The 26,030-nt window shown below is 64.5% G+C and carries 24 protein-coding genes and 1 pseudogene; 10 read left to right on the top strand and 15 right to left on the bottom strand.

The window, feature by feature from the left end; translation table 11 throughout:
• The first annotated feature begins 19 nt into the window (after positions 1 to 19).
• The 3 genes from MSKU9_RS14115 (at position 20) to MSKU9_RS14105 (ending at position 3,574) form a co-directional block, all read left to right on the top strand.
• Positions 20 to 1,087 (top strand): cation diffusion facilitator family transporter, encoded by a 1,068-nt coding sequence (locus MSKU9_RS14115; RefSeq protein WP_141262029.1) that lies wholly within the window; start codon positions 20 to 22, stop codon positions 1,085 to 1,087.
• Positions 1,088 to 1,110: 23 nt separating this feature from the next.
• On the top strand, positions 1,111 to 2,013 hold the full coding sequence (locus MSKU9_RS14110; RefSeq protein WP_141262028.1) for a cation diffusion facilitator family transporter: 903 nt from the start codon (positions 1,111 to 1,113) through the stop codon (positions 2,011 to 2,013).
• A 205-nt stretch (positions 2,014 to 2,218) separates the two neighbouring features.
• Positions 2,219 to 3,574: a chloride channel protein gene (locus tag MSKU9_RS14105; protein WP_141262027.1), complete on the top strand. Its 1,356-nt coding sequence runs from the start codon at positions 2,219 to 2,221 to the stop codon at positions 3,572 to 3,574.
• Here MSKU9_RS14105 and MSKU9_RS14100 read toward each other — a convergent pair.
• From MSKU9_RS14100 to MSKU9_RS14060, 9 genes are all read right to left on the bottom strand, one after another.
• Entirely contained in the window at positions 3,557 to 4,594 is a 1,038-nt protein-coding gene (locus tag MSKU9_RS14100) for a glycosyltransferase (protein ID WP_141262026.1), read from the bottom strand. The genes MSKU9_RS14105 and MSKU9_RS14100 overlap by 18 nt on opposite strands.
• Positions 4,595 to 4,713: 119 nt before the next feature.
• The gene (locus tag MSKU9_RS14095) at positions 4,714 to 5,778 is read right to left on the bottom strand and encodes a WD40 repeat domain-containing protein (RefSeq protein WP_141262025.1); all 1,065 of its coding nucleotides are present in this window, start codon (positions 5,776 to 5,778) and stop codon (positions 4,714 to 4,716) included.
• Positions 5,775 to 6,776 (bottom strand): CobW family GTP-binding protein, encoded by a 1,002-nt coding sequence (locus MSKU9_RS14090; RefSeq protein ID WP_141262024.1) that lies wholly within the window; start codon positions 6,774 to 6,776, stop codon positions 5,775 to 5,777. The genes MSKU9_RS14095 and MSKU9_RS14090 overlap by 4 nt, the downstream gene beginning before the upstream one ends.
• A gap of 120 nt (positions 6,777 to 6,896) precedes the next feature.
• Entirely contained in the window at positions 6,897 to 7,994 is a 1,098-nt protein-coding gene (locus MSKU9_RS14085; protein ID WP_141262205.1) for a glycosyltransferase family 4 protein, read from the bottom strand.
• 15 nt (positions 7,995 to 8,009) lie between these two features.
• Positions 8,010 to 8,678, bottom strand: coding sequence for a glutathione S-transferase family protein (locus MSKU9_RS14080; protein ID WP_141262023.1), 669 nt, complete (start codon positions 8,676 to 8,678; stop codon positions 8,010 to 8,012).
• A complete protein-coding gene (gene mnmA, locus MSKU9_RS14075; protein WP_141262022.1) occupies positions 8,675 to 9,784 on the bottom strand; it encodes a tRNA 2-thiouridine(34) synthase MnmA in 1,110 nt (369 codons plus the stop codon). The genes MSKU9_RS14080 and mnmA overlap by 4 nt, the downstream gene beginning before the upstream one ends.
• 120 nt (positions 9,785 to 9,904) lie before the next feature.
• Positions 9,905 to 10,219: a ferredoxin family 2Fe-2S iron-sulfur cluster binding protein gene (locus tag MSKU9_RS14070; protein ID WP_025437399.1), complete on the bottom strand. Its 315-nt coding sequence runs from the start codon at positions 10,217 to 10,219 to the stop codon at positions 9,905 to 9,907.
• 35 nt (positions 10,220 to 10,254) lie between these two features.
• Positions 10,255 to 11,442 (bottom strand): cysteine desulfurase family protein, encoded by a 1,188-nt coding sequence (locus tag MSKU9_RS14065; protein ID WP_141262021.1) that lies wholly within the window; start codon positions 11,440 to 11,442, stop codon positions 10,255 to 10,257.
• Positions 11,439 to 12,575, bottom strand: a complete 1,137-nt coding sequence (locus MSKU9_RS14060) for a cysteine desulfurase family protein (RefSeq protein WP_141262020.1) — start codon at positions 12,573 to 12,575, stop codon at positions 11,439 to 11,441. The genes MSKU9_RS14065 and MSKU9_RS14060 overlap by 4 nt, the downstream gene beginning before the upstream one ends.
• Before the next feature lie 573 nt (positions 12,576 to 13,148).
• On the opposite strand from MSKU9_RS14060, the gene MSKU9_RS14055 reads away from it, so the two are divergent.
• From MSKU9_RS14055 to MSKU9_RS14045, 3 genes are all read left to right on the top strand, one after another.
• The gene (locus tag MSKU9_RS14055; RefSeq protein WP_141262019.1) at positions 13,149 to 13,814 is read left to right on the top strand and encodes an alpha/beta hydrolase; all 666 of its coding nucleotides are present in this window, start codon (positions 13,149 to 13,151) and stop codon (positions 13,812 to 13,814) included.
• Positions 13,815 to 13,932: 118 nt separating this feature from the next.
• Positions 13,933 to 15,180, top strand: coding sequence for a tyrosine--tRNA ligase (tyrS, locus tag MSKU9_RS14050; protein ID WP_141262204.1), 1,248 nt, complete (start codon positions 13,933 to 13,935; stop codon positions 15,178 to 15,180).
• Between the two features lies 1 nt (position 15,181).
• The gene (locus MSKU9_RS14045) at positions 15,182 to 15,703 is read left to right on the top strand and encodes a DUF4186 domain-containing protein (RefSeq protein ID WP_141262018.1); all 522 of its coding nucleotides are present in this window, start codon (positions 15,182 to 15,184) and stop codon (positions 15,701 to 15,703) included.
• Here the strand turns inward: MSKU9_RS14045 and MSKU9_RS14040 are convergent.
• A complete protein-coding gene (locus MSKU9_RS14040; protein ID WP_141262017.1) occupies positions 15,666 to 16,004 on the bottom strand; it encodes a Rieske (2Fe-2S) protein in 339 nt (112 codons plus the stop codon). The two genes, MSKU9_RS14045 and MSKU9_RS14040, sit on opposite strands and share 38 nt — an antisense overlap.
• 126 nt (positions 16,005 to 16,130) lie before the next feature.
• Here MSKU9_RS14040 and MSKU9_RS14035 point away from each other — a divergent pair, with 126 nt between their 5' ends.
• A complete protein-coding gene (locus tag MSKU9_RS14035) occupies positions 16,131 to 17,378 on the top strand; it encodes an aminopeptidase (RefSeq protein WP_141262016.1) in 1,248 nt (415 codons plus the stop codon).
• The gene (locus MSKU9_RS14030) at positions 17,375 to 17,923 is read left to right on the top strand and encodes a hypothetical protein (protein WP_141262015.1); all 549 of its coding nucleotides are present in this window, start codon (positions 17,375 to 17,377) and stop codon (positions 17,921 to 17,923) included. Before MSKU9_RS14035 ends, MSKU9_RS14030 begins: the two co-directional genes overlap by 4 nt.
• Positions 17,924 to 18,042: 119 nt before the next feature.
• On the opposite strand, the gene MSKU9_RS14025 is transcribed toward MSKU9_RS14030, so the two are convergent.
• Genes MSKU9_RS14025 through MSKU9_RS14010 form a run of 4 tightly spaced genes read right to left on the bottom strand, consistent with a single transcriptional unit; the run spans position 18,043 to position 22,971 of the window.
• Entirely contained in the window at positions 18,043 to 19,191 is a 1,149-nt protein-coding gene (locus MSKU9_RS14025; protein ID WP_141262014.1) for a glycosyltransferase family 4 protein, read from the bottom strand.
• Positions 19,188 to 20,861: a heparinase II/III family protein gene (locus MSKU9_RS14020; protein WP_141262013.1), complete on the bottom strand. Its 1,674-nt coding sequence runs from the start codon at positions 20,859 to 20,861 to the stop codon at positions 19,188 to 19,190. Before MSKU9_RS14020 ends, MSKU9_RS14025 begins: the two co-directional genes overlap by 4 nt.
• A 37-nt stretch (positions 20,862 to 20,898) precedes the next feature.
• Positions 20,899 to 21,576, bottom strand: a complete 678-nt coding sequence (gene rpe / locus MSKU9_RS14015; RefSeq protein ID WP_141262012.1) for a ribulose-phosphate 3-epimerase — start codon at positions 21,574 to 21,576, stop codon at positions 20,899 to 20,901.
• Between the two features lie 60 nt (positions 21,577 to 21,636).
• Positions 21,637 to 22,971 (bottom strand): RsmB/NOP family class I SAM-dependent RNA methyltransferase, encoded by a 1,335-nt coding sequence (locus MSKU9_RS14010; RefSeq protein WP_193557713.1) that lies wholly within the window; start codon positions 22,969 to 22,971, stop codon positions 21,637 to 21,639.
• Positions 22,972 to 23,041: 70 nt separating this feature from the next.
• On the opposite strand from MSKU9_RS14010, the gene MSKU9_RS14005 reads away from it, so the two are divergent.
• Together MSKU9_RS14005 and MSKU9_RS14000 are read left to right on the top strand one after the other, a co-directional pair.
• Positions 23,042 to 23,725, top strand: a complete 684-nt coding sequence (locus tag MSKU9_RS14005) for a YggS family pyridoxal phosphate-dependent enzyme (RefSeq protein ID WP_141262010.1) — start codon at positions 23,042 to 23,044, stop codon at positions 23,723 to 23,725.
• Between the two features lie 126 nt (positions 23,726 to 23,851).
• On the top strand, positions 23,852 to 25,855 hold the full coding sequence (locus MSKU9_RS14000) for a potassium transporter Kup (protein ID WP_141262009.1): 2,004 nt from the start codon (positions 23,852 to 23,854) through the stop codon (positions 25,853 to 25,855).
• Positions 25,856 to 25,913: 58 nt separating this feature from the next.
• Here MSKU9_RS14000 and MSKU9_RS18130 read toward each other — a convergent pair.
• A pseudogene (locus tag MSKU9_RS18130) lies at positions 25,914 to 26,030 on the bottom strand (IS5/IS1182 family transposase); the annotation flags it as partial.

The raw sequence follows: 26,030 nt of genomic DNA, 5'->3' as shown, positions 1-26,030 counted from the left end.
GCTGAATGGATGCTGCCCCATGGGTGAGTGCCAGCACAATCATGGCGACCATGACAGCCATGACCATAACCACGATCATGGCCATGATACCCACAGCCACAACGGCCATGCGGGCCACGACCATAATGACCATGACCACGCGGACCATGACTGCGGGCATGCCCATGGCGGACTGTTTGGCCACCATCATGTCCACACGCCTGCATCCTATGGCCGGGCGTTTGCCATCGGGATCGCGCTCAACCTTGTCTATGTCATCGGGGAAGCGGCGTGGGGCGTGCGCAGCCATGCGCTGTCGCTGCTGGCGGATGCGGGGCACAACCTGTCGGACGTGCTCGCACTCGGGGCAGCCTGGCTGGCGGAAATCCTGTCGCGCCGTTCCCCCAGCCGCAATTTCACGTACGGGCTGCGCCGGTCGTCCATCCTCGCCGCCCTTGGCAACGCGGTGGCCCTGCTGGTCGTGACCGGCGGCATCATGTGGGAAGCCGTGCTGCGCCTGATCCATCCGCACCCGGTTGCCGGCGTCGCGGTCATGGTGGTGGCGGGCATCGGCATCGCGGTCAACGGGATGACGGCCATGCTGTTCGCAAGCGGCGGGAAAACCGACCTGAACCTGCATGGCGCGTTCCTGCATATGGCGTCGGATGCACTTATGTCGCTGGCAGTAGTAGCCGGTGGGGGGCTGATCCTGATGACGGGATGGCTGCGAATCGACCCCATCATCTGCCTCGTCGTGTCAGTGTCCATTATCGTCGCGACATGGTCGCTGTTGCGGGATTCGCTGGACATGGCGCTGGACCGCGTGCCGCGTGGCATCAACGCAGCCCAGGTGGATGCCTTCCTGCGCACCCTGCCCGGCGTGTGCGACCTGCATGACCTGCATATCTGGCCGATCAGCACCACCGAAACCGCGCTGACGGTCCACCTGGTGCGCAATGCCAGTGAAAACGGCCATGCCCCCGACGGGCTGCTCAACCGCGCCGCGCGTGAACTGCGTGAACGTTTTGGCATCGTCCACCCCACTCTCCAGATCGAAACACTGGGCGATGCCGACCACTGCGTCCTTGCCGACGCCCATACCGTCTAGGTTTCAAGAGTCCCCTGTCCGATATGTTTTCCAACACCAATACCAAGATACGCGCGGCATGGTGCAGCGTTGTGGTCAGCATCATCGCGCTGGGCATGAAATACGCGGCATGGCGGGTGACAGGCAGCATCGCGCTGTATTCCGATGCGATCGAGACGATCATCAACGTGGTTTCCGCCGTGGCGGGGCTGTGGGCGCTGCGGGTGGCCAGCCTGCCGCCCGACCACAACCATACCTATGGGCATTACAAGGCCGAGTACCTGTCCGCCGTGGCGGAAGGGGTGCTGGTGGTCATCACCGCCTTTACCATCGCGCATGAGGCATGGGTGGGCTTTACGCACATGCACCCGCCCGAGGATTCGCTAACGGGCATTTCGCTCAATGGCGGGGCCGGGCTGCTCAATCTGGGGTGGGGGCTGTTTCTCATGCGCATGGGACGTGCGCATCATTCCCCCGCCCTTGTGGCCAGCGGGCACCATGTGCTGTCCGATGTGTGGACGTCGGCAGTGCTGATTGGCGGCTTCATCCTGATCCCGCTGACGGGATGGCTGTGGCTGGACCCGCTGCTGGCCGCGCTGATCGCAGTGAACGTGCTGCGCACGGGATGGGACATGATGCGCACCTCCATCGCGGGGCTTATGGACGAAGCCCCCGATTCCGGGACGCTGGCGGAAATCCGTTCGATCATTTCCCACACAGCCACCGGCGCGATAGAGGCCCATGACATCCGCGCGCGTATCGTGGGCGCCATGACATTCATCGAATTCCACCTTGTGGTGCCGGGCACCATGAGCGTAGAGGATGCCCATCATATCTGCGACCATATCGAGGACGGCCTGCGCGCGGGCGTGGGTGATGCGCTGATCAACATCCACGTCGAACCCGAACGCAAGGCCAAGCACACCGGCGTGCTGGTGCTGCCCTGATCCCCCCGTCCCATGCCCCTGACCGGGCGGCCACGGGCCGGGAAACCACAGACCGGACGTGTCAGGAATGGCCGTCCGGGTTGCGATAAATGCTATCCTTGTCCCGCAACCGGACTGTTCCCGCCCGGTTTTAACTGTCAGTGCCGTTGCTGAAAGTACATTACCGGTAATGCGAACCGACCTTACTGAAATCCGCAGGAAGCATATGCGCCACCTGCGTCGTTCCGCCCGCATCACCACCGAACAGTGGCGGCGCAAGCTGGCGTGCTGGGCGGCGGCCGTGGTGGTCGGCGTGGTCGCGGTGGGCTTCGCCATGGCGGCGGATGCGGCGGCCACGGTGCGTAACCACATCATCGCCATCAGCCCGTGGATCATGCTGGTCCTGACACCGGGGGGACTGGCGCTGTCCACGTGGCTGACACGCACATGGTTCCGGGGCGCGCAGGGCAGCGGCATCCCGCAGACCATCGCCTCCCTGCACCTTGAAAACTTTGCCATCATCGACCGCCTGCTGTCCCTCCGGGTGGCGGCGGGCAAGATCGTGCTGACCACGCTGGGGCTGGTGGCGGGTGGCTCCATCGGGCGTGAGGGGCCGAGCGTGCAGATCGGCGCCGCCATCATGCATGCCTGCGGGCGGTGGCTGAACCTGTCCACCGTCAGCATGCGGCGCGGGCTGATCCTGGCCGGCGGGGCGTCTGGGGTATCGGCTGCGTTCAATACGCCGCTGGCCGGTATCGTGTTCGCGATCGAGGAACTCAGCCATTCCTTCGAACAGCGCACCAGCGGCACCATGCTGACCGGGGTGATCCTGTCGGGTGTGACGGCCATCGCCCTGGTGGGAAACTACAGCTATTTCGGGCATACGGACGTGGTGGTGCCGATTGGCATAAGCTGGATCGCGGTGCCGACCTGCGGCATCCTTGGCGGGATCGGGGGCGGCGTGTTCTCCGCCATCCTGATCCGGGCCACGCGTGGCCTGCCCGGCGGACTGGGACGCTTTGCCCGTAGCAGGCCAGTGGCGTTCGCCGCCACCTGCGGGCTGCTGCTGGCGGTGATCGGCATCGCGTCGGACGGGATCACCTATGGCACCGGTTACGAACAGGCGCATGAAATCATTGAAGGCAAGACGCATTATCCTGCCTCCTTCTTCATCCTGAAGTTCATCGCCACCATCATTTCCTACTGTTCGGGCATTCCGGGTGGACTGTTTGCGCCGTCGCTTGCCATCGGGGCGGGATTTGGGGGCTGGGTCGCGCAGTTCCTGCCGCATACCACGCCGGGGGCGGTGGTACTGCTGGGCACGGTGGCCTATTTTTCCGCCGTGGTGCAGTCGCCGCTGACCGCATCCGTCATCGTGATGGAAATGTGCGACAACCAGCAGGTAACGCTGGCGCTGCTGGCCACGTCGTTCCTGGCCTATGGCGTCTCGCGCATGATCTGTTCACAGCCGCTTTACGCAGCCCTGGCCGAAGCCTTCCTTGACGGCATGGCCACAGCACCCAAGCCCCCGATCGTGACGCCCCGCCCGCCGCCTGCGCCGCCGCTACCTGTCGCGCGCTGACAGCACGCGTTCATACAGCGCAAGCCACTGTTCCGTTACGGCCTGACGGGTAAAACGCGCCTGATAATCCTGCCTGCCGCCCGCCACGATGCGTGCGAACAGCGCCGGGTCATCCAGCACGCACTGTATGGCGGCAGCCAGCGCGGGCGCGTCATCAATCGGCACCAGCATGCCATTATCACCATCACGCACATGCGCCCGGGGACCGGCGGCGGCACACGCCACCAGCGGCACATCCGCCGACCATGCATCCAGAATGACGGTACCAAAAGGTTCATAACGCGACGGCAGCACGCAGATGTCGGCCGCCGCCAGCAACGCCCCGCGATCGGACCGCCAGCCAAGGAAGTGCACCCGGTCCGCAATGCCCAGACGGACCGCCTGTGCTGCAAGCGCGTCCTTCAGTTCCCCTTCCCCCGCCAGCCACACATGACAGCGCGGCAGCAGGGTCAGCCCATCCAGCAGCGTTTCCAGCCCCTTGGCCGGATGCAGCCGCGACAGCACCAGCAGCACCGGCGCATCATCCGGTGTATCCAGCGACCGGCGGGAGACCGGCTGCCGGGCCGTGACAGAGGAAAAGGTAGGCACATAGGCCACCCGGTCTTTCGGCGCGCCGCGTTCGCGCATGGACTGCGCCATGTCGGGCGTGCAGCCCACAAACCAGTCACAATGCGCGAAAGGGCGCAGGTCCTTGTAATTACCAAACCAGCCAATAACCGGGACACCCGTATGCGCGGGCACCAGTTCCGCCGCACGGCGCAGCCAGCAATGGATCAGGTCGGGCTGCATGCGTTCGATCAGGCCCCGCAGCGCATGGCGGATCAGGGGCCGCAGCGGCAGGCGCAGCGGCCATGTCTCCACCGCCATTCCTGCCTTTTGCAGTTCCCTGCCGCGGGGGGCGGCAGGGTGCATGACCACACATTGCATAAGCCCCGCCGCATGCAGGCTGAGCATGACATCAGTGGAATACAGTTCAGCGCCACCATTGCCCCGGGCCGCCATGATATGGAGTACGCGCATAACGCCCCGCAATTCATGAAAAGTTTTTGGTGAAACTTTTTTCAGAAAGCTTCAGCGAACGCCGCCTTTTTGAAAAAAGGCGGCGTCCAGAAAAAACTTTTATTACTTCTTATCCGGCTTTATTTGGCGCTCAGGTCCACCACGCACGCGCGGCCATCTTCCGAGCCAAAGGCAAGGCAACAGCCATCGGGGCTGAATTCCAGCGCCGTTACCGCGCCGGAACCCCCAATGCATACCGGCAGGATACGCTGTGCCCCGGTATCGGCCATCAGCACCGACCCGTCGGCAAACCCCGCCGCCACGATATCGTGGACGGGGTGGCAGGCGACACGGGTGCACATGACACCCGGCAGGCCACCGGCCTCCGCCGGGGGCTTGCCCATCGGACCGCCGCCAAAGAACGGCCACATCACGATCGTGTCCGCCCCGCTGGTCACCAGCCATTTGCCATTGCGGGTAAAGGCCATGGACTGCACCTTGGACGGATAACCGCTCATGCGCATGTTGTGCCCGTCCGACAGCCGCCAGCCATGCAGTTCCGATTCCTGCATGGAGGTCACCAGCGCCTCGCCCGCCGGGTGAATGGCGATGCCGATATGGCTGCCCTTCCATTCCAGCGGCCGCACGGTGTCCACCTTAGCCTGTACAAACCACATCGACGCGCCATTGTAATGCGAAGCCGCGATGCGCTTGCCCTTGGCGTCGAACACGATGCCGCTGACGGTGGAGGGATGATCCAGCACCTTCAGGGTCGTGTGCCCGTCGGCGTCGCGCAGTTCGACCTGCTTGCCCGATGAAAAGGCAATCACGCCGCCCTTGCCGTTGCTCCATGTCGTGATGTGCTCGACCCAGCGGCGACCTTTCGCAAGGTCGCTTACGCTGCCATCAGCAGCCACGCGGCGCAGGGCATTGTCATCGCCACCGGTCAGGAAGCCGGTAGGGGCGGCATCAGGCGCAATGGCAAGGATCGCGCCGTCATGCACGGTCATGACATTCCATGCATCCGACTGTCCCCAGTCGGCCCGGTCCGCCACGGCGATATCGCCCTCACCGGTGGCGAAGGCCACCTGCTGGCTGTCGCGTGAGATGGTGCAGCCGGTGATCTGGCCTTCCAGCTGGCGCATGGCCCCACGGCGTTCCAGCAGCCCGGTGGCGGGGATGGTATCATTCACGGTATCGCTCATTTCGCACGGCAGCTTTCAAAACCGCGGCGAAGCTGCGGACGATTGAGATTGCGGCCAATGAAGACAAGGCGGGAGACACGCGGCTCGCCTTCCTTCCATGGACCGATGAAGCCGCCATCGGCCATCATGTGTACGGCCTGAAAGGCGAAGCGCTGGTCCTCGCCCGCATAATTCAGGATCCCCTTGGCACGCAGGATATCGGCCCCCTGTTCCTGCAGCACCGCGCCGATCCATGCCTGAAACTTGGCCGCGTCCAGCGGTTCTTCCACTTCATAGGACAGGGAGGTCACGTCCGCTTCGTGGGAATGGCTGGTGTCCTCAAGAAAACGCGGCGCATGTTCCAGCGCGCGCTGCAGGTCGAAGCCGCCCTGATCCAGCACATCGGACAGCGGCACGTCGCCGCGCTGCGCACGATGGAGGCGGGCGACGGCGTTGATGGACCGAATGCGCGATTCGATGGTCGCCAGCGCCACTTCATCCACAAGGTCGGTCTTGTTGAGGATGATGACATCGGCAAACGCGATCTGGTTCACCGCTTCAGGGCTTTCATCCAGCGTCTGGATGACGTTGTAGGCATCAACCACCGTAACCACGGCGTCCAGCCGGGTCTTGCCGCGCACGTCCTCGTCAACAAAGAAGGTCTGGGCGACGGGGGCGGGATCGGCCAGGCCGGTTGTCTCGACAATGATGCCGTCAAACTTCGCCCGACGTTTCATGAGGTTGCCGAGAATGCGGATCAGGTCGCCGCGCACGGTGCAGCAGATGCAGCCGTTGTTCATTTCGAACACTTCCTCATCGGCATCTACCACGAGGTCGTTGTCCACGCCGAGTTCACCGAACTCGTTCACCACCACGGCGTATTTGCGGCCATGTTGTGCCGTCAGGATATGGTTGAGCAGCGTCGTCTTGCCAGCGCCCAGGAATCCCGTCAGCACCGTAACCGGTACAAGGGTGTTCTGGGCTGCGGCGTCGGGCGACGCCTGAACGGTATCGGACATGTGGCCTCCGGTCTTTTCAAATTGCCTGCATCATGCGTGGCGTAAGCCTTGTCTGCCCAGATATAGGGCCATGGGGCGGCGTGTCCCATACCCGGCAGCACAGAAAAACGGAAAAGAAGGTCAGGCCCCGCGCCGGTGCAGGGCTGCATCGCGCATAGCCGCCCGGCATGCACGGGCGTGTTCGATACTGAAACGCGCGGCCTGCACCCGACCGCGTGCGGCAAGGTCTTCACGCGCGGGCAGGCTGTCCATCAACCCGGCCATGGCACGGGCCAGCCCCGTTGCGGGTTCGGGCGCATACAGCAGGCCGCCATTGCCCACCACTTCGGGCAGGCCGCCCACCGGGGCCGCGATCAACGCCGCGCCGGCAGCCATGGCTTCCAGCGCCGTCATGCCGAATGGTTCGGGCCAGCGGCTGGGCACGACCACGATGGCAGCCTGCCCCATGGCCGCCAGCACATCCGCATGGGGCCTGTATCCTGCCATGTCCACCCCAGCCGCCGCAGCCCCGGGCCGCAGGTCGGACACGAACGGGGTCAGTGGTGCATCGGCGCGAAAACGGTCGGCGCCGATCATGCTGAAACCCCAGTCAGGATATTGAGGCGCAAGCTGCGCGCAGGCCGCGACAAACAGGTCCGCTCCCTTGTCCGCCACCACGCGCCCGGCAAACAGCACCCGGCGCGCACGCTGCGCCATGGGGGGCACCATTGCAGGCAATATCACGCCATTGGGGGACAGCCCGACCTGTCGGGCGCAGGCTGCGGGCAGACCATCAAGAAACCGGCTACGCACCCAGCCAGATACGCAGGCCACATCCATCAACCGCAGCAGATCGCGGCGCGACAAAGGAGTTTCGGCCCCGCGCATACCCTGCGGGTCATTATGCAGCACCAGCAGCATGCGCTGTCCGGGTCGGTGACGGGCAATGTACCGGGCGGTATCAGGGCGGTTATGGACCTCCACAACGGCGGCACCCATGTCGGCCACCGCGCGCGCAGCAGCCGCGGCATAACGCACGCTGCGACGCCCCGGTGGCCACAATCCGGGTGTGACCGCACGGTATTCATGGTCCGGCAGCAGGGATGGCCCGTCCAGCGGAGGCCCCACGATCACATCCTGCGCCCCCGCAAGGGCTGCCACCTGCAACCCGATCGCCCCCACGGCACCGGGAGAGAATCCTTCACGCGCGGGCAGTACCACCGCCACGCGCCATGGCATGATCATGGACGGGTCTCAGTCAATGTCCTCAAAACGGGACTGCTGCCATTCCTTTGGTTCCTGCAACGCCTTCTGGTACCAGTCATCCACCAGCGGATGGGCGCGCACGGCGGTCATGTAAGCCCGCGATTCCGGTGACGGGCTGATGCCATAGGACAGGAAGCGCGATACGATGGGCGCAAACATGGCATCCGCCATGCCGAACGTCGCACCGAACAGGAAGGGACCATCCTTGCCAAAGTCCAGACGAGCCTCGGTCCAGATGGCGTCAATGCGGGCGATGTCGGCATCAATGTCCGGCGTGGTGCCCGCCGCAAGCGGTCGGTTGTCGCGGCCGATATTCATGGGCATGGCCTGCCGCACCGCGCGGAAGCCTGCATGCATTTCAGCCGAGATGCTGCGGGCATAGGCGCGCTGGCGCACATCACCCGGCCACAGGCCGGGGGCCTGTTCGGCGCAGTATTCACAGATCGCGATGCTTTCCCACACCGCAACGCCGTTATGTTCCAGATAGGGCACCTTGCCATTGGGGGAAATGGTGCGGATGGCCGGGGTTTCCCCGTTATCGGCCAGCGGGATCAGCTGTTCGCGCACGTCCAGCCCCGCCAGACGCACCGCCAGCCACCCGCGCAGCGACCATGACGAATACCGTCGCGTGCCAATGACCAGAATACCATCACTCATGACGCCGCCTTCCCTTCACTTCCGGCCTGCACAGCTTCCGCCCGGCGGATGAAGCCACCGCCCAGCACCCGTGTGCCATCATACATCACGCAGGCCTGTCCCGGTGCGGGCACGGCCCCATCATCCAGTTCCACCCGCGCGCCATTGCCGGCCGCCTGCCATACGGTGGCAGGGCGGGCGGCTTCACGCGCGCGGATCTGCACCGCACAGCGCATGCCCTGTGGTCCCGGCGGGGGCACCAGCCAGTTCATGTCACGCAGCATCAGCGTATGGGCCACGGCCTGCGCCCGCGGGCCAATCACCACGCGCCTGCTGGCGGGCTCGATTCCCACCACCATCTGGCGCGCGCCATCGCGCATGGCGGCGTTGCCCAGCCGCCTGCTCTGCCCCACGGTGTAGCGGGTCACACCTTCGTGCTGGCCCACGACATGGCCGGACTGGTCCACGATTTCACCACCCCCCATTACGTCCGGGCGCAGTTTTTCAACCAGTCCGGCATATGAGCCGTCGGTTACGAAACACAGGTCCTGACTGTCGGGCTTGGCTGCGACCGCCAGGCCAAAGCGTTCGGCTTCCGCCCGCACGGCGGCCTTATCGGGCATGTCACCCAGCGGAAAGCGCAGGAAATCAAGCTGGTCGCGGGTTGTGGCAAACAGGAACCATGACTGGTCACGCCCGGCATCAACGGGGCGGTGCATTTCCACGCCATCCGGCCCGTCCACGCGGCGGACGTAATGACCGGTCGCCATGGCGTCCACCCCAAGGTCGCGCGCCATGCCCAGCAGGTCGGTAAACTTCACGCCCTGATTGCATGCAACGCACGGCACCGGGGTTTCGCCCGCCGCATACGCATCGGCGAAGGTGCCGATGACGCTGTCATGGAAGCGACGTTCGGCATCGATGACGTAATGGGGAATGCCCAGCCGGTCGGCCACCCGCCGGGCGTCGTGAATGTCGCGACCCGCGCAGCATGCACCCTTTTTCGTACTTTCGCGCGAATCATACAGCTGGAGGGTCGCGCCGATCACCTCGTGCCCCTCGTCCACCAGACGGGCGGCAACGACAGAGCTGTCCACCCCGCCGGACATGGCCACAAGAATGCGCATGGCTTGGTTCCACTTCCCAATGACAGGCAATGCCCGCAGGACTATCCGCCCCCGGGCATCGCACGTCAAACATCATGTTGCGCGCATCTTATGACGCGCGGTGTATCATCAGGCCGCCGGTCAGGACGTGCGCGGCAGGCGCACCACCAGACCGTCAAGTGCCTCGGTCATCACGATCTGGCAGCCCAGACGGGATGTCTTTTCCAGACCGAAGGCCAGGTCGAGCATATCTTCCTCGTCCTCGGTCGGCGGTGTCAGCTTCGGCGCCCATTCGGGGTCCACCACCACATGGCATGTGGCGCAGGCCAGCGAGCCTTCGCATGCGCCCTCAAGGTCGATCCCGTTCTTGTGGGCGATTTCCAGAACCGACAGACCCAGCGGGGCCGCAACTTCGCGGCGGGTGCCGTCACGCTCGATGAATGTTATATGCGCCATCTTTGTCATCCTGCCTGCTACCATTCGCCCGTTACTCATGACGAAGAACTGCCATCCGCGCGGCAGCGTGCCACAGCCTGGCACAGGATCGCCGCCGCGCGATCCACGTCGGCGGCTGAGGTATAGCGTCCGACGGCCAGACGCAAGCCTCCGGCGGCCTGAACTCCATCCAGCCCCATGGCCGTCAGCACATAGGATGGCATCATTTCGGCCGAGGAACAGGCCGATCCCGTGGACAGGCACAGCCGTGGCGCTGCCGCCATCAGGTCCAGCGCCCGCACACCATCAAAGCGCAGGTTCAGGTTACCCGCCAGCCGCCCACCTTCCGACATCGCGCCATGGACATGCACACCGTCGCATCCCGCCCTTAACGCCGCCAGCAGCCGGTCACGCAATTGCGCAACCCGCGCGCGTTCCGCGGCGCCTTCGTCACGCGCTATGCGGCATGCCGCCCCGAATCCGATCACAAGCGGCGCGGGCAGCGTGCCCGAACGCAGCCCGCGTTCCTGCCCGCCGCCGGAAAACAGCGGGGTCAGCCGCACGCGCGGCCTGCGACGCACGAACAGCGCCCCCACCCCTTTCGGCCCGTACAGCTTGTGTCCCGACACGGACGCCAGATCGAGATCCCATACCCGCACGTCCACATCCACCTTGCCCACCGCCTGCGCCAGATCACTGTGCAGCAGCGCGCCCGCCCTGCGGACAATCGGCGCAAGGGCCGCGATGTCCTGAACTACCCCGGTCTCGTTATTGGCGGCCATGATGCTGACCAGTAGCGTTGGCACGGACAGCGCTTCGGCCAGCACGGCGGGGTCCAGCGTGCCATCGGGCCGGACCGGCAGGATCACCGGCTCGCACCCTTCACGCGCCAGGTCACGCACCGATTCCAGCACGCATTTATGCTCGGTCGCCAGCGTAATCACCCGCCTGCGCGCATCACCGCGCTCCAGCAGGTGACGCACCGCGCCCTTGATGGCGATGTTGTTGGCCTCCGTCGCACCGGATGTCAGCACGATTTCACGCACGTCCGCACCCAGTATCGCAGCCACGTCGGCACGGGCCTGTTCCACCGCGTCATGCGCCGCACGCCCCGCCGCGTGGTCAAGGCTGTGGGGATTGGCGAAGCTGTCGGTAAACCACGGCATCATTTCCGCCACCACGCGCGGGTCGCACGGCGTGGTGGCCTGATAATCGAGATAAATCAGGTCGGAAGATACAGTCATGCCGCCCCCGCCTGCAGCGCGGGCAACCGGGCGGCCATGGCCGTATAGGCCGCGATGAAGCCATCCACCTGCCCCTGTGTCACCGACCATGGCAGGGACACACGGATTGCGCAGCCTGCGTCATCCCCGAACCCCATGGCATCCAGCACATGTGAACGCGTGACCTTGCCCGATGAACATGCCGACCCGGCAGAGACGCAGTACCCCGCCATATCCAGCGCGATCAACTGCGTCTGCGCCCGCCGCCCGGGCAGCAGCAGGCTGGTGGTATTGGCCAGACGTGGCGCGCTTTCACCGCACACCTGCGCGCCAGCGGCCACCGCCGCCGCCTCGATCCGGTCGCGCCATGTGGCAAGCCTGCCGGCCTGCTGCGCCATGTCCGATACCGCCATTCGGGCTGCGGCAGCCATGCCGGCAATGGCGGGCAGCGCGGGAGTACCGCCGCGCCGTCCCTGTTCCTGCCCCCCCCCGGCCAGAAGCGGGGTCAGGGCATGGAACCGCGACCCGGCCAGCAACAGCGCGCCAGCCCCCTTGGGCCCGCCGAATTTATGGCCTGAGATCGCGATGCTGTCCGCGCCCAGTTCCCCGATGCTGAAGGGAATGCGCCCTGCCGCCTGCACAGCGTCCACATGCACCAGCGCGCCATGGGCATGGCACAATGCTGCGATTTCCCGCACGGGGTTGATGACGCCGGTTTCGTTATTGGCCAGCATGACACAGACCAGCGCGGGCGTACCCCCATCGGCTGCCAGCATACGTTCCAGCGCCCCGTGCTCCAGCACGCCATCGGGCCGCACCGGCACCACCTGCGCCCGCACGGCACCGCGTACGGCGTCGTGTTCGGTCGCCCCCACCAGCACGCGCCTGCCCTGTGCCTGACCGGTGATGGCCAGCACGTTCGCCTCCGTCCCGCCGGAGGTCAGGACACAGTTTTCAGCCGCTACCCCGAACAGGGTGGCCAGATCCTCCCGCGCGGTTTCCAGCACGGCGCGCGCGGCCCGTCCCGCACGGTGAACGGATGACGGATTACCCACCACTCCAGCCGCCGACACCATGGCCGTCAGGGCCTGAGCCCGAAGCGGTTCGGACGCGTTGGCGTCAAGGTAGGTCAAACTGTCGCGTCGGGTGTTCATGCTGTCCAGCCATATGGTTACGCCAAGTCGTTTTGCGAGGTGGATTACGATTTATCTGGCATTTTGTGAATCCACACCGCTATAAGGCAGCGCAACATAATATTTATTGCAACGTGTTATGGTGGGTGTCAGCACCTTTCCCATACCGCTGCCTCAATGTCGCCCGCCCGTGATCCGGGCCATGGCAAGGAGAGCGAACCGACACGACACACCCGGCCCGACACGGAAAACCTTTCCCCCTGCCGGGTGAACACGACGCATTACCATATCTGCCCCCCGCGCAGGGCACGCCTGCCAAAGACGCACTTTATGTCAGGTAGGCAACAGGCCCATTATCTGGCGGGTTGGTATACTTTCGGTCTGGCTGACCAGACCGGATCAATTCTGTTTTTCGTGCCACCACCACCGGACGAATACACGGCGTATTCCTGCTTCCGGCACGGATGACACCGGAAGACAGCATTTTCTCTGCCTGCCGACCTGACGGGGCATCGCCGGTCGGGCGGGCTGTAACAGCAACCTTTCCCGCTGCAATGCCTGGAATGCGCGGGGAAATGCAAATGCGGGATACCTATGCCTGAGGTCATGTTTGCCGGCCCTGATGGCCGCCTGGAAGGTCGATACCATCATTCAAGCGCGCCCAACGCGCCGCTTGCGCTGGTACTTCATCCCCACCCGCTGCATGGCGGGACCATGAATAACCGCATCACCTATGCGATGTACCGCGCGTTCGAGAAAATGGGCTTCTCGGTCATGCGTTACAATTCGCGCGGCGTTGGCCGCTCGCAGGGGCGTTATGACGGTGGCATTGGCGAGATTTCGGATGCTGCAGCAGCCCTTGACTGGATGCAGATGGTCAACCCGAACGCCAGCGGCCTGTGGATCGCGGGATATTCGTTCGGTGCGTTCGTCGGCATGCAGCTGCTCATGCGCCGCCCCGAAATCACGGGCTGGATCAGCGTGGCGCCCCCCGCCAACCACTATGATTTCGGCTTCCTTGCGCCGTGCCCGTGTGGCGGGCTCATGATCGCAGGGGAAAACGACGAACTGGTGCCCGAACCCGCCGTGCGCAAGCTGGTTGACAAGCTGAACACCCAGAAGGGTGTTACCGTGGACTATCGCATATTCAAGGGTGCCGACCACGTCTTCGCCAACCATGCCGATGAGGTGGCCGAGGCGCTGGAAGACCATGTCAGCACGGTCATGAACCGCAAGGCGCTGGCGCTGGCCGCTGACTGACGCCCATAACCCATCCCGGTCGGGCCGGGCTGTTCCATGATGGGCCGTGAACATGCTAGAGGCTGGTCCGCGCCGGGGCGGCCCGGCCAGCGATGCCTATCACAGCGCGGAACAGATCATGCCCAAGAGTGAATTCCTCCGGGAAGCCGAAGCACGCGGCTTCATTTTCCAGTGCACCGACATGGATGCGCTTGACGCCGCCATGCAGGCCGGTCCGGTGGGGGGCTATATCGGTTTCGATCCCACGGCGGACAGCCTGCACGTGGGCAGCCTGATCCAGATCATGATGCTGCGCCTGATGCACCGCCATGGCCACCGCCCCGTGGCTCTGGTGGGGGGCGGCACGGCCAAGATCGGCGATCCCTCCTTCCGGGAGGAAGCGCGCAAGCTCATGACGGTGGAAACCATCGCCACCAACATGCGTGGGGTGGAAGCCTGCCTGAGGCAGTTCCTGCCGCTGGGAACAGGCCCTGCCGACCCCTTGCTGGCCAACAATGCCGACTGGCTGGACAGACTGTCCTACATCGACCTGCTGCGTGATGTGGGCATCCATTTTTCCGTCAACCGCATGCTGTCCTTCGACTCGGTCCGGTCGCGGCTGGAGCGTGAGCAGGGGCTGACGTTCCTGGAGTTCAATTACTCCATCCTGCAGTCCTACGATTTCCGTGAGCTCAACAGCCGTCATGGCGTGACCCTTCAGATGGGGGGATCGGACCAGTGGGGCAACATCGTATCGGGTATCGACCTGGTGCGCAGGATGAATGGCGCGCAGGTATTCGGCCTGACAACGCCACTGCTGACCACAAGTTCCGGCGCAAAGATGGGCAAGACGGCGCAGGGCGCTGTCTGGCTGTCGGCACAACGGCTGCCCATATTCGATTACTGGCAGTTCTGGCGCAATGTGGAAGATGCGGATGTCGGTCGCTTCCTCAAGCTGTTCACCGAACTGCCAATCGGGGAATGTGACCGTCTGGCCGCCCTTGGGGGCGCGGAAATCAATGAAGCGAAAAAAGTCCTCGCCACCGAGGCCACCGCCCTGTGCCACGGCCGTGCCGCCGCCGAAGAAGCCGCCGAGGCCGCACGCCGCACGTTTGAAGAAGGGGCCGTGACCGCGAGCGCCCTGCCCACCGTTCATCTGCCCGCCGCCCTGCTGACCGAAGGCGTGCCCGCCTTCCGCCTGTTTGTGGAAGCCGGTTTTGCCGCAAGCAACGGGGAGGCCCGTCGCCTGATCCGTGGCGGGGGGGCGCGGGTGAATGACGTGGTGGTCAAGGACGAGGCGCAGGTCGTGTCCGACAGTGACCTGATTGACGGGTCGCTCAAGCTGTCATCGGGCCGCAAGCGCCATATCCTGGTCCAGCCGGCCTGAAATGACACGCAGGCGGGCAGGACGGGACAGGGCACAGGCGCAACAGCCCGACCTGTTCGCACCCGCCGCGCCACCGTCCCCTGCCCCACCACAAAGCCCACGCCCGGCCACGCCTGACCTGCTGTCCCTGCCTGCCGTGCCACGGGAATTGTGGGGCCGACTGGCCCATTCACGTTTCCGCGCACGCTTTCACCTTGGGGCAAAGGAACGGGATTATCTGGCAAAGCGGGGACTACCGGAAGTCATGGCGCACGCGGCGGATTTCATCGCCACCCGACTCGCCCCCGCCCACCCGGACAGGGACGGCCGGCAGACCCCGTGGCGGGGACACCCGGTCTTCATTGCCCAGCATGCCACCGGCACCTGCTGCCGGGGCTGTGTTGCCAAATGGCACGCCATGCCTGCGGGCCAGCCACTGGATACGGAACAGCAGGCCTATATCCTGTCGGTCATACAGGAATGGATCAGACATGATGCGGCAGCCCCTACGCCCCAATCCGCGCCCAGACCTGATCCCCGCTGATCCAGCATTCGTATGATTGCGGCATCGGTCCTGCCGCCTCCATCCGGCCACCGGGGGCCTGCGCACGTCCATCGGGGCCGAAGGTCCACATATGCAGCGGGCAGACGATACGGCCATACAGCACGTAACCGGCGGAAAGCCGGGCATTGCCGTGGGGGCAGCGGTCATCCAGCACGGCAGGACGGTCGTCTTCCACCATCCACACCACCAGCGCCCGGCCATCGCATATGACCCGCCGGGGTTCTTCCCGCGCGGCGGATACTGCGCACAGGGGACGGGAACCCGGTAACGTCTGTTTCATTGAACTCATGCCTTCCGCCTGCTTCGCAGTTACCATCTTACGTGAATGGGGTGCGTCGTCTATCGTGCCTGCGCCCTGTCGCAGGCATGCGGCGTACCGGCCAACATTAACAGGATATGATGACGCATGGTTCTTTCCCCCCAGCATGAACATCTTCTGGACCGTCTGGCTGAAGTCGCCGTCCGGGTTGGCGTCAATATCGCACATGGCCAGCAGTTGCTGATTACGGCCCCGCTGGACGCCGTGCCGCTGGTCCGCCGTATAACCGAACATGCCTACAAGGCAGGCGCATCGCTGGTGACGCCATTCTATGCCGATGACGTGGCGACACTGGCCCGCTTCCATCACGCCGCCGACGATACGCTGGATACCGCCGCCGACTGGCTGCAGGATGGCATGGCCAATGCCTACCGCAAGGGGGCCGCGCGCATGGCGATCACGGGGGCCAACCCCGTGCTGCTGGCCAATGAAAACGCCGAACGCGTCTCCCGCGTTGGCCGCGCCGCATCGCGCGCGGGGCGTCCGGCCATGGAACTCATCACCCGCTTCGCCATCAACTGGAACATCGTGGCCTTCGCCACGCCCGCATGGGCGCAGCAGGTCTTTCCCGACCTGTCGGCAGATGCGGCGGTCAGCCGGTTGTGGGATGCGATTTTCCAGGCATCCCGCGTCATGGTGGATGACCCGGTGGCCGAATGGAAAACCCATAACGCCCGCCTGCACAAGCGCGCGACGTGGCTGAACGAACGTCGTTTCGCGGCCCTGCATTTCAGCGGGCCGGACACGGACCTGACCGTGGGACTGGCCGACGGGCATGCATGGGCCGGAGGCGCGGAACCCGCGGGCAACGGCATCATATGCAACCCCAACATCCCGACCGAGGAAGTGTTCACCACCCCCCACGCCCGCAAGGTCAGCGGGACAGTGCGCGCGACCAAGCCGCTGTTCCACCAGGGTACGCTGATTGACGATATCGCCGTACGTTTTGAAGACGGCCGCATTGTCAAAGCCCACGCCCGCACCGGGCAGGATGTGCTCGAACGCATACTGGATACCGATGACGGCGCGCGCAGGCTGGGTGAAGTAGCACTGGTGCCCGCGTCATCCCCCATTTCCGAAAGCGGCATCCTGTTCCGCAACACGCTGTTTGATGAAAATGCGGCAAGCCACATCGCCCTTGGCCAGTCCTATGCCAAATGCATGCTGGACACCGACAACCTGACCGAAGCCCATCTGGCGCAGCAGGGAGCCAATACCAGCTTTATCCATATTGACTGGATGATCGGGTCCAGCAAGATCGATGTGGACGCCATCAACCATGACGGCACCCGCGAACCCCTGATGAGACAGGGCGAATGGAGCAACCAGCCATGACTACTTCCTTCGTGCGCAAGGCGCTTTTGGCCACCACATGCGCCCTTGCCCTGACCCACATGCCTGCTGCCATGCACCCCGCCATGGCCCAGCAGCCCACGCAGCAGATGACGCAGCAGGCCCCCAGCGCCGCACAGCAGGCCGCCATCCAGCATGACATGGAAACCGTGGCGCGGTATAAACTGCCCAGGGATTTCTTCACACGCATGACACCGGTGATGGAACAGATCCGCAATTCGCGCATCTCGCCCCCTGAAACACCGAACATGTCGCTTGAAGACACCATCAGGCGCACGGAAGCCATGCCCCAGCTTGAGCCAATCCTGAAGCAGGGACACATGACGGCGCGTGAATTCGTCATGGGCATCACCACCTTTGGCATGACTGCCGCCGTGATGCAGCACCCCGCGCAGGACAGCAAATCAATGCCGCCGCTGAACCCGGACAATGTCAGCCTGCTCAAGTCCCATACGGCACAGACGCAGGCGCTGATCCAGATCATGGGCGGCGGTGACAGCCAGCAGCAGCAGACCCCGGAGCGTTAAACCGAATTCTGCAGGACAATCTGTTTATAAAACACAGTAAAAGTTTTTTAGGTGCCGCCTCTTTTCGAAAAGGCGGCGTCTTCCTGACGCTTTTTGAAAAAGCTGCACCAAAAACTTCTTTATGACTGGCGGGATATTCCCTGATCTGCAGGACACCCCGCCGTCAGCAGGGCCGTGGTACGCACCATGATGTCGGCCTGCACATACCGCTTCAGCGCACGTATCCGCCCTGCTTCACCCATGCGCTGACGCAACGCGCCATCATGCACCATAAGGTCCAGCGCAGCAGAAAGCCGCGCGACATCGCCCGGTGGCACCAGCAGGCCGGTCTCGCCCGCCACCACCTGCTCGCACGGGCCGGAAATGTCGCTTGCCACCACCGGCAGGCCACACAGCATGGCTTCGATCACGCTCATCGGCAGGCCCTCGAAATGGCTGGGCAGGACGAAGATGTCCGCAGCCGCCATGATCGACGCCACGTCCTCGCGGTATCCAAACATGACCATCCTGGCGCCAGGGGCCGCACGGGCCGCAGCAAAACATGCCCCAAGATCCACGCCGCGGTCACTGGGCAGGCGTGTGCCCACCACCCACAATACCGCGTTATCGGGCAGGCCGCGCATGGCCGCCAGCAGTTCGGGATAGCCTTTTCCCCGCACCAGACGGGAGACGGCCAGGATGACAACCTGCCCAGTTTCCACCCCCATCCGCGCGCGCATTGCCGCGCGCTGTTCGGGCATGGGGTGGAAAATGGCCGGGTCGCGTCCGTTACCAATGGCCGTGGCATGGGGGTGAATATGCAGCCTGCGGGCATCGCGGGCTTCCCTGTCCGACACGGTCAGGTAGATGTCGGTCACCCGTCCCGCCAGCCATTCCAGCGCAAGGGCCATGGCGCGCCGCGCCCCTGATCCCGGCTGGTTGAACAGGAAACCATGGCAGGTATAGGCAATGCAGGGCACACCACACCACCATGCTGCGAAACGAGCCAGCAGGCCGCTTATGGGCATGTGGGCATGGACCATATCAGGCTTTTCCGCCCGGATCAGGCGCACCAGTCCCCGCCACGCCCGCCATTGCGCAAGGGGGGACAGGGTACGTGACATGGGCACGGTTTCGACCCGCAGGCCGTGTGCCCGCACGCCATCCAGCAGGGGGCCATCGGCACAGACCCCGACCACATCATGCCCTGCGTCGCGCAGCGCCTGCATGAGAGGAAAGAGAAACTGGCGTAACGAGAAATCAACATTCGTGATTTCAAGGATCTTCATGCCAGCAGCAGCAGCTTTTCACGCCTGAGCGCCCAGCGCACCACCTGCCGCACCCTGCCCGGCGGCCCATCAGCCTGCGTGATCCGGATGTCGTCGCCGTCCCCTTCCCCGGCCTGCCGGCGCACGGCGGGATCAACGCGCACGACCAGTTGCACGGTAGGCTGCGGGACCTGGCCGCCGGAATAGACGCTGTCCTCGATGGCGACATCACCACCCGCCGCACGGAAGCGCCAGTGCTGTTCACCCGCCTCCAGCAGGATGGAGCCATCCTGCGCATCGACCGCCGTGACCGATGGATGCAGATGCAGACGCAGGACGAAGGCGACCTCGCGCTCGCCTTCCAGCATTTCCTCCCCGCGCAGGACCTCGCCATCCCCACCCAGGTACAGCCTGCGGTAATACGTAACCCCGGCCGAGGGATGGTAGCCATCATGTGACAGGTTCAGCCAGTGCGCGCCCTCGGCTACGGCATGGTCCACGTCCACATGGGCCGGCCTGCGCCGCACCGTCCCATCCGGCCCGAATTCGGACGACGACATGTCTTCCACCACCACGACGGAATGGGCGGCTGTCTGGCGCAGGGCCTCTTTCCACGCTGGCAGCACGCCACCGCCGCAGTTGACGATCAGACGCTGGCGCGCACAGGAAAATTCGAATGAAAGCGTACCCGCATGCGCGTTACGGTCATATTCAGGGGGTGCGGGAATCCCCACATCCACCAGCAGCAGCGACCGCATGGCCTGCATGCGCATGAAACCGCCATCCGGCATGGAATGGGCCACGACGCGGGTACGCGTGGCCTGTGACAGCACCATCTCAATCAGTGTTGCGCTACGTTCATGGCTGCCGTTGAACAGGGCAAGTCCCCCGTCCCCATGCCGCATTGCACGCAGCACGGGACTCATCTTGTCCAGTGCGATGGCCACCGAATGCGGCAGCGCATGCTGCACCGCCTGCATCATGGCCCGCATTTCCGCCAGTTCCCGCACGGCGCGCAACTGCACTTCGGGGCTGCGTTCGATATGCCAGCCATCGGGCAGGATCTGGCTTTCCACCTCGTTATCGATATAGCGGCGGTACCGGGTCAGGAAACCGGTATATTCCGGCATGGCCACGGCCACCGCCAGCAGTCCCTTCAGCGCGGTCAGGGACTGCCAGCCATGCCGTTCGGGCGGCATGAGGGCGGCAATGGTGCGCCCTTCGACCAGGATGCGGGCCATGAGACGCTGGCGGAAGGAATCGCTGGCCGACGCGGCAAAGAAATCGTAATGCCCCAGCCACGCCGCGACACGTGCGCCAATCACGCCGCATTCCAGCGCCAGCGGATCCTGCGCGGGATGGTGCAGCCAGTCATCAACCAGCGCGCGCGCCTTCAGCCGCGCGGCATCGGTGCCCACCGCGCGCAGGTCACGCAACCAGCGGAAACTGAGCAGCCCTTCGCGAAAAGCGGGCTCGAAATCAGGCGAATTCCACTGCCCGGGCCCTACGGGGTGGGTATAGCCCGCCCATGTCAGGCTGCCACGGGCAAGCTGCGCACCCGCCGCCGGGTCGCCCGGCCACAGGTCACGCACGTTATGGACGGGTGCGACAGGCAGGCGCCTGCCCCCCCCCAGCAGGGGCATCCGCGCAAAGGACAGGCGCGCGCCCCGCGCCAGACGCTTCAGCGGCATGGGGCCTTATCCCTCCGATACATCAGGGACCATACCCTCACGCCGGGTTATGCGTCCCGGTCCGTAGGTTCTTTATGGCGGCGGCGTAATCATCCTGCCCGTACACGGCCGTGCCTGCGACCAGCATGTCAGCGCCAGCGGCAACAGCCAGCGGCGCGGTCTGTGGCGTGATACCGCCATCGACCCCGATGCGGATGTCACGTCCCGTCGCATCCGCCATGCGGCGCAGGGTCTCGATCTTGCGCAGCTGGCTGGTCAGGAATTTCTGGCCACCAAAACCGGGGTTGACCGTCATGACCAGGATCATGTCCACCAGGTCCAGCACCTCACCCACCGCTTCGGGCGGGGTGGCTGGACAGATGGCGATACCGGGCTTCACCCCATGATCACGCACATGCTGGAGCGAACGGTGGGTATGGGGACCGGCTTCCACATGCAGATGGATATGGTCGGCCCCGGCCTTCGCGAAGGCTTCGATATACGGATCGACAGGTGCAATCATCAGGTGCACGTCAAACGGCAGCTTCGATTTCGGACGAAGCGCCTTGATCAGTTGCGGCCCCATGGACAGGTTGGGCACGAAATGCCCATCCATGACATCCAGATGCAGCCAGTCCGCGCCAGCATGTTCGACAGCGGCGACTTCTTCCGCCATGCGGGAGAAATCGGCCGACAGGACGCTGGGGGCAATAAGGGGTGTTTCGAGAGCAGCCATGCCTGTTTTTTAACAGCAATCAATGACTAACGCGAATCTTTCCTCATTCACCCCGTCCGGTCAGGCGCGACGGAATCGCGCGGCGAAGAAGCCGTCCATCCCACCATGATCCGCCAGCATGCCCGGATGGGTGCGCAGCCAGCCCTCCGGCGTGCGGGCCTGCGGCAGGAAGGCCAGTTCCTCTGGCGTAAAGGGATCGGGGACCAGCCCCATCGCAGCTGCGGCCAGCGCACGCTGTTCCCCTTCTTCGGGTTGCAGCGAGCATACTGCATAGACCACGCGTCCGCCCGGTCGCAGCATATCGCGGCTGGCTGCCAGCAGCCGGTCCTGTCCTTCGGTCATGGTGGTGATGTCGCGCGGACGTTTGATCCACATGGCGTCGGGATGGCGGCGGATGGTGCCGGTGGCCGAACACGGCGCATCCAGCAGGATTGCGTCCAGCGGGGCATCTGGCCGCCACTGCGCCGCGTCTTCATGGATCACCTTCACGCCCGACAGCCCAAGGCGTGCCAGATTCGCACGCAGGCGTTCGATACGGCGGCCTTCTCGTTCAATGGCGAACACCTCCGCCCCTGTAAAGGCCAGCTGGGCGGTCTTGCCACCCGGCGCCGCGCACAGATCGGCCACGCGTTCCCCCGGCTGTGCGGCCAGCAGCCGCGCGGGCAGGCTGGCCGCCATGTCCTGCACCCAGAATGCCCCTTCGGCAAAGCCGGGCAGGTCCACGACCTTCACCGCCCCTGCCGCAAAGCGCACGCTGCCACCCGGCATGACCTCGCCACCCGGCGGGGCTTCGGCGTCGGGGCGGATGGTCAGGTCCAGCGGCGGCTCATGACCCAGCGCACGGGCGATGGGACGCGCAAGCTTCCCCCACGACTGCCACAGCCACGGCGGCACATCCAGCCGCGCCTGGTCCAGCCCCTCCAGCGCCTGCGTCCCGCCTGCGGCCACGCGCCGCAGCACCGCGTTGACCAATCCTGCGAACGGCACCAGCCCCCGCCTGCGCGCAAGGGCGACGGATGTCGCCACGGCGGCATGTGCGGGCGTATCAAGGAACAGGAGCTGCGCCACCCCGATCAGCAGCACCACGCGCACCGGTTCGGGCGGTTCACGCTTCAGGAAAGGGGACAGCACTTCATTCGCGGTGCCCATGTGCCGCAGCACGGTGGCGGCCAGCCTGTGGCCGGCAGCACGGTCACGCGGTTCCGCCGTGCGGGCGGCGACCGAGTGATCCAGTGACGTATCAAGCATGCGGCGATGGACGATCACGCCCTCGATGATATCGAAAGCGATGTCCCGCGTGGGATCAGGGGCGACCTTGCCACCGCGCCGGTCGGGGCGGCCTTTATCGGGACGGCGGCCAGCGGGGCGGGGTGACGGGGACGGGGAAGGCTTCATGTAATCCTGACCTGAAAGCTGCGACATGCGGGGGCTTGACCGGGGAGGTATTCAGGCCAAGCCTAGAGCCATGTCAACATCCACATCCATAGCGGATGCCCTGACGGGTATCCATGCCCGCATCGCCGCCAGTGCACAGGCGGCGGGCCGCGACCCTTCCACCATTGAACTCGTGGCTGTTTCCAAGTTCCATCCACAGGCCAGCGTCATCGCGGCGCTGGAGGCGGGACAGCGGATATTCGGTGAAAACCGCGTGCAGGAAGCCGCCGCGAAATTCCCTGACCTGCGCGAACGCTGGCCCGACCTGCGGCTGCACATCATCGGTGGGCTGCAGACCAACAAGGCGCTGGAGGCTGTCAGGATCGCGGACATGATCGAAAGTCTGGACCGCCCTTCCCTGGCGGACGCGATTGCGCGCGCGGGTGAGAAGGCAGGCCGCCTGCCCGACCTGCTGGTGCAGGTGAACACCGGCGACGAGACCCAGAAATCGGGCGTGAGGCTGGAAGAAGCCGATGCCTTCATCACCGCCAGCATGACACGCTTTGGCGACAGGGTGCGTGGCCTCATGTGCATCCCGCCGCATGACCAGGATCCGACACCGCATTTCCGGCTGCTGGCGGACATGGCGGCGCGGCACGGGCTGCCGGTGGTATCCATGGGCATGTCGGCCGATTTCGAACGCGCGATTGCCTGTGGCGCGACACTGGTGCGGGTGGGCAGTGCGATTTTCGGTGCCCGTCCGGCCCATGCCTGAACGTGTCTGAATGGCACCTGAGCGGAGACGGCCCTTGCTGCGCATGGGGCGAGACGGTAATGCGAAACTATCCGGTCGCGATGTGATGCCGGTTTTCTGTCTTCATTGCCGCGGAGCCGTCACGACATGACGCAACCCACGGGGCCTTCTGCCCCCGGATCCCCGACGACGCCGGATGGCGCAGGTCATCCCGCAACTGCCGTGGACAACAAGGCCACGACCGCGCCCAAGATTACCGAATATGGCGCGGACCAGCACGAACACGCGGCCAATCCCGTGGGCTTCGCCGCCCTGCTGGGCGTGCTGGGCGTGGTGTTTGGTGATATCGGCACAAGCCCGATTTACGCCCTGCGTTCGACCATCATGGTCGTATCGCAGCACCACAGGATCGAGCCGTGGGAGGTGCTGGGCGTCCTGAGCCTGATCATCTGGTCGCTGCTGCTGATCGTGACGGTGAAATACGTCATCCTGATCATGCGCGCCGATCATAATGGCGAAGGCGGGATCATCTCGCTCATGTCCCTTGCCCAACGTGTCGCGCCCAGCAACCGGCTGCGCATCGCACTGGGCATGGTTGGCATTGGCGGGGCCTGCCTGTTCTTTGGCGATGGCATGATCACCCCCGCCATTTCCGTGCTTTCGGCGGTAGAAGGGCTGGAGGTCAGCTTCCCCGCTGCCCGTGACCTTGTCATCCCCATCGCGCTGATGGTGCTGGTCGGACTGTTTTCGGTCCAGTGCTACGGCACGGGCAAGGTGGGCACCATATTCGGGCCGATCATGCTGGTGTGGTTCAGCCTGCTGGGCATACTGGGGGGGCTGCAGATCCTGCATCACCCCGCCGTACTGCTGGCCATATCGCCCACCTATGCGGTGCAGTTCATCGTCTATCACGGGTGGCTGTCGTTCATTGCCCTGGGGTCGGTCGTGCTGTCGGTCACGGGGGCGGAAGCACTATATGCCGACATGGGGCATTTCGGCCGCCAGCCCATCCGGTATGCATGGCTGTTCTGCGTGCTGCCGTGCCTTGCGCTGAATTATCTGGGCCAGGGCGCGCTGATCATTTCGGACCCCAAGGCGCTGGCCAACCCGTTCTTCCTGCTGGGCCCGCACTGGCTGCAGGTGCCGATGATCATCCTGTCCACCTTTGCCACCGTCATTGCCAGCCAGGCAGGCATTTCGGGCGGGTTCTCGCTGTGCCGCCAGATCATCCAGCTGGGCTACCTGCCGCGCATGCGCGTCACCCACACCAATGCGGAAGAAGAAGGCCAGATCTACCTGCCGGAATTCAACCGCTTCCTGATGGTCGGTGCCCTGCTGCTGGTGCTGGCCTTCCGCAGTTCGGACGCGCTGGCTTCGGCCTATGGCATTGCGGTGACGGGCACGTTCATGTGCACCTGCGTTCTGGCGATGGTGGTGTTCCGCAGGCTGTACCACTGGTCACGCGCCGCCTCGATCGCGACATTCGGCGGCTTCTTCCTGCTGGATACGACATTCTTCGCATCCAACGCGCTCAAGATCCCGCAGGGCGGCTGGGTGCCGGTGCTGCTGGGCATCGTGCTGACGCTTATGATGACAACGTGGAAAAAGGGTCGCCAGCTGATCATGAACCGGCAGAAGCAGGACAGCATGCCGATGAACTCGTTCCTGGCCCGCCTGCCACAATCACGCATCATCCGCGTGCCGGGCACGGCGGTGTACATGACCGGGAACCCGGATTTCGTGCCTGCCTGCCTGCTGCACAACCTCAAGCACAACAAGGTGCTGCACGACCACGTGCTGTTCGTGACCGTGCAGACGCTGGACCAGCCCGAAGCCGACCACGGCCACCGTGTGGCGTTGCAGGAACTGGCCCCCGACATCTACCGGATCATCCTGCGCTACGGTTTCATGGAAATGCCCAACCTGCCCCGCGCGCTGGAGGACCTGAAGGCCAGCGGGCTGGATTTCGATGCGTTGCAGGCATCCTATTTCACCAGCCGCGAACTGCTTGTACGCTCGTCCGTGCCCAAGCTGTCGCGGTGGCGGATGTCGCTGTTCCTGTTCATGGCACGCAACGCGACGCCGGCTACGGAATTCTTCCGTATTCCACCCGACCGCGTGGTGGAGCTGGGCGTGCGGCTGGCGATCTGACATTCCTGAACAGAATAAAAGTTTTTGGGTGCCGTCTTTTTCCAGGGCCTGTTGGGAATTATCTTGAATTGATGATTGCGCCAACGAGATAGATCATGGCTTCGAATGATCTGTCTGTTTTTTCGCTGCGCATGGCGATGCGCTTGAACTCCTTGAGCTTGCAGAAGAAGTTCTC

It is taken from the genome of Komagataeibacter diospyri (genome assembly GCF_006538165.1).
GTDB classification, from domain to species: domain Bacteria; phylum Pseudomonadota; class Alphaproteobacteria; order Acetobacterales; family Acetobacteraceae; genus Komagataeibacter; species Komagataeibacter diospyri.
The sequence above is the reverse complement of the archived record's forward strand: the minus strand, read 5'-3'. Positions and strand labels throughout refer to the sequence as shown.